This is a genomic window from Planktotalea sp. (genome assembly GCF_039984035.1).
In the GTDB taxonomy this organism is placed as follows: Bacteria; Pseudomonadota; Alphaproteobacteria; order Rhodobacterales; family Rhodobacteraceae; genus Planktotalea.
The window spans coordinates 1-2,675 of record NZ_JBDWVM010000130.1 but is presented as its reverse complement, the minus strand read 5'-3'; the positions used below and the strand labels follow the sequence as shown (position 1 = coordinate 2,675).

The following is a 2,675-nucleotide window of genomic DNA, read 5'->3' as shown; positions in this document are numbered from 1 at the left end:
GTGGTCGACAATACATTGGATCGGCAATTTGATGTGGCAGTACCAGATACCGCATGGGTGTCAGACATCACCTATATCAAAACCTACGAAGGCTTTTTGTATCTGGCTGTGGTCATCGACCTCTACTCGCGTCGTGTGATCGGTTGGGTCACGCAATTACGGCAATCAACTGACCTTGTCTTACAGGCTTTGCTGATGGCCGTCTGGCGACGCAAACCAAAGCAAACCGTGTTGATCCACACTGATCAAGTTGCGCAATACACCAGCCGAGACTGGGCTTGCATTTCTGCGGGCCCACAACCTCGAACATTCAATGAGTAGGCGCGGAAATGCCATGACAATGCTGTGGCCGAAAGCTTCTTCAATCTGCTCAAACGTGAACGCATTCGTCGCCGCACCGACAAAACCCCCGAGCAAGCCAGACAGGACATCTTCGACTACATGGAAATGTTCTATAACCCGAAACGCAAACATGTCAGGAACGGTATACTGTCGCCCGTCGACTTCGAAAACAGGCAGCGTAATATGAACCAAGAAGGTGTCTCGGAAACTAAGGGCTATTCACCGCGCTTATAGAACGCACCAACCGGCGCAATGCCATGACAACTGCCTTCGAAACACGGTTTTCTAGATGAAATCCGACCCTGCCTCCAGGATCATACCCACCCTTACGGGCTAAGAAATTGTTGATGAGGCTCAGCGTTTTCAATTTGAATGTGGTATCAACGAATGCGCGGTCGAGCACATTTAAATCAAGGGTAAACTCTTGCTTACTGTCCATCGCACCCCTGGATTACCCCTGCGCTGATACACCTATAGGGTACGACTGCGAGCAACATTCGGGTATGTTCTTGATCACAAACAAAGGACGCCCGGGATGCTCTTCGCTGCTCGTACATTCGTAGATTTCCGGCCCGCACCGCCCAAAATGGCGTGGCGCACGTGCTGATCACGACATTCACGCCCTTTTATTTAGGACAAAATTGGCGCAGCTTACGCAAGTTTCAGCACACCGCCTGTTTCGGCAAGACCAGATAAAAACATCTCCGTCGCTTGTGCATCCATCGGACGAGCCAAGCCAAACCCCTGCAAATAGCAACACCCCAGTTCTTGCAGAATCGGAACATGTGCGGCCGTTTCCACACCTTCCGCTACCACTCGAATATCAAGCATACGGCCAATGCCAATAATGATTTTCACCAAATCTCTTTGGCGCTGATGATCAACGATCGGCGCAACCAATGACCGGTCAATCTTCAGACGTTTTGGCGCGATTTCGAGAAGGCTCGCAATAGAGGCATGACCACTGCCAAAATCATCGATCTCAATATCGATGCCCATTTCACCTATTATCTTTAGGTTCCGCTCGATCACGTCATTGCGCGCATCAAGAAAAGCAGATTCCAAGAGCTCGAATGTTATCTTACGCGAAGGTAAATTTAACCGCGAAAGATGGGCGCCAAGTTCCGGGTCATTGAGACGGTTCGCCGAAACATTTACAGAAACACGCGGCACCACCAGCCCGGCTTTTTCCCAGACCCCCACATCATAAAGAGACCGACGCAGCACCAGATCGTCAAATTGCGCAATCAACCCCATATCCCCGGCCGTTTGCAAAAACTCATCCGGCATCATCAGCCCGTATTTCGCACTTTCCCAACGCACCAGCGCTTCCAAGCCGGTCACCTCCAGTGTGGTTGCATCAAACTGAGGTTGATAATAGCACGTGATTTCACCTTGATCAAAACCCGCAAGTAAGGCGTCTGACGAATTTTTACGACGCCTCGCGTCTTCGCTCATTGTGGTGTCATAAAACCGATGCCGCCCACGCCCCGCCTTTTTTGCTTCGTACAAAGCAAGGTCTGCGTTGATAAACAAATTGGTCCCTGCGGTCGGCAAACCGTCAACAACTGAGATACCGATACTCGTCCCGATGTTGCACTCCTGCGGGCCATAATAAAACGGGCGCGACACCTCGCGGATGATATGCGCGGCCATCTCGTCCAAAAGAGCATCTTCCGGCGCATTAAAAAGCAGCGCAACAAACTCATCCCCACCAACGCGCGATACAAGCGCCGAGTCGGGTGTGTTTTTCTGCAAAATAGTCGCGACATGGCGCAATGTCGCATCGCCCGCATCATGCCCCATCGTATCATTGATTTGTTTGAACAGATCGACATCAAAATGCAGCACGGCAAGCCGCCCTGATTTTTCGGACATTATTTCAATATGTTCCGTGTAGACCTCATCCAAACGCCTGCGATTTGCCAAACCGGTTAGCGCATCATGGCGGCTCTCATGTTCCAAACCGGCCCGCGCGATTTCCAGCTCTTGCGCGCGCAATTTATCCTCTGTGATATCAAAATTCACGCCGTAGTAACGCGGCCCGGTTTCTTCATCTTCGACGTATTTCCCCCGGCTGCGCACATGAATCACCGCCCCGTCAGCGGTCACCATTCGGTAATCGCGCGCCACATCTTTACCCTGCTCTAGACATTCCTCACTATGAGCCACGACGCCCGCGCGGTCATCAGGGTGAATGAAACTGGCCCACGCGTCACCGGCCCTATGGTTTTCCCCATCTGTGATGCCCAACATCGCCAGCAATCGGTCATCCCAAAACGCCTGGTTTTCGTTCAGGCTATATTCCCATCGCGCCATTCCGCCGGCGCCCA

1 protein-coding gene and 1 pseudogene are annotated in these 2,675 nt (G+C 51.9%); one reads left to right on the top strand and one right to left on the bottom strand.

Annotated features, from left to right (window positions below; genetic code table 11):
* A pseudogene (locus tag ABJQ89_RS05885) lies at positions 1-576 on the top strand (IS3 family transposase); the annotation flags it as partial.
* Between the two features lie 417 nt (positions 577-993).
* Here the strand turns inward: ABJQ89_RS05885 and ABJQ89_RS05880 are convergent.
* A partial coding sequence (locus tag ABJQ89_RS05880; RefSeq protein ID WP_348495336.1) for an EAL domain-containing protein occupies positions 994-2,675 on the bottom strand: 1,682 nt, incomplete at its 5' end.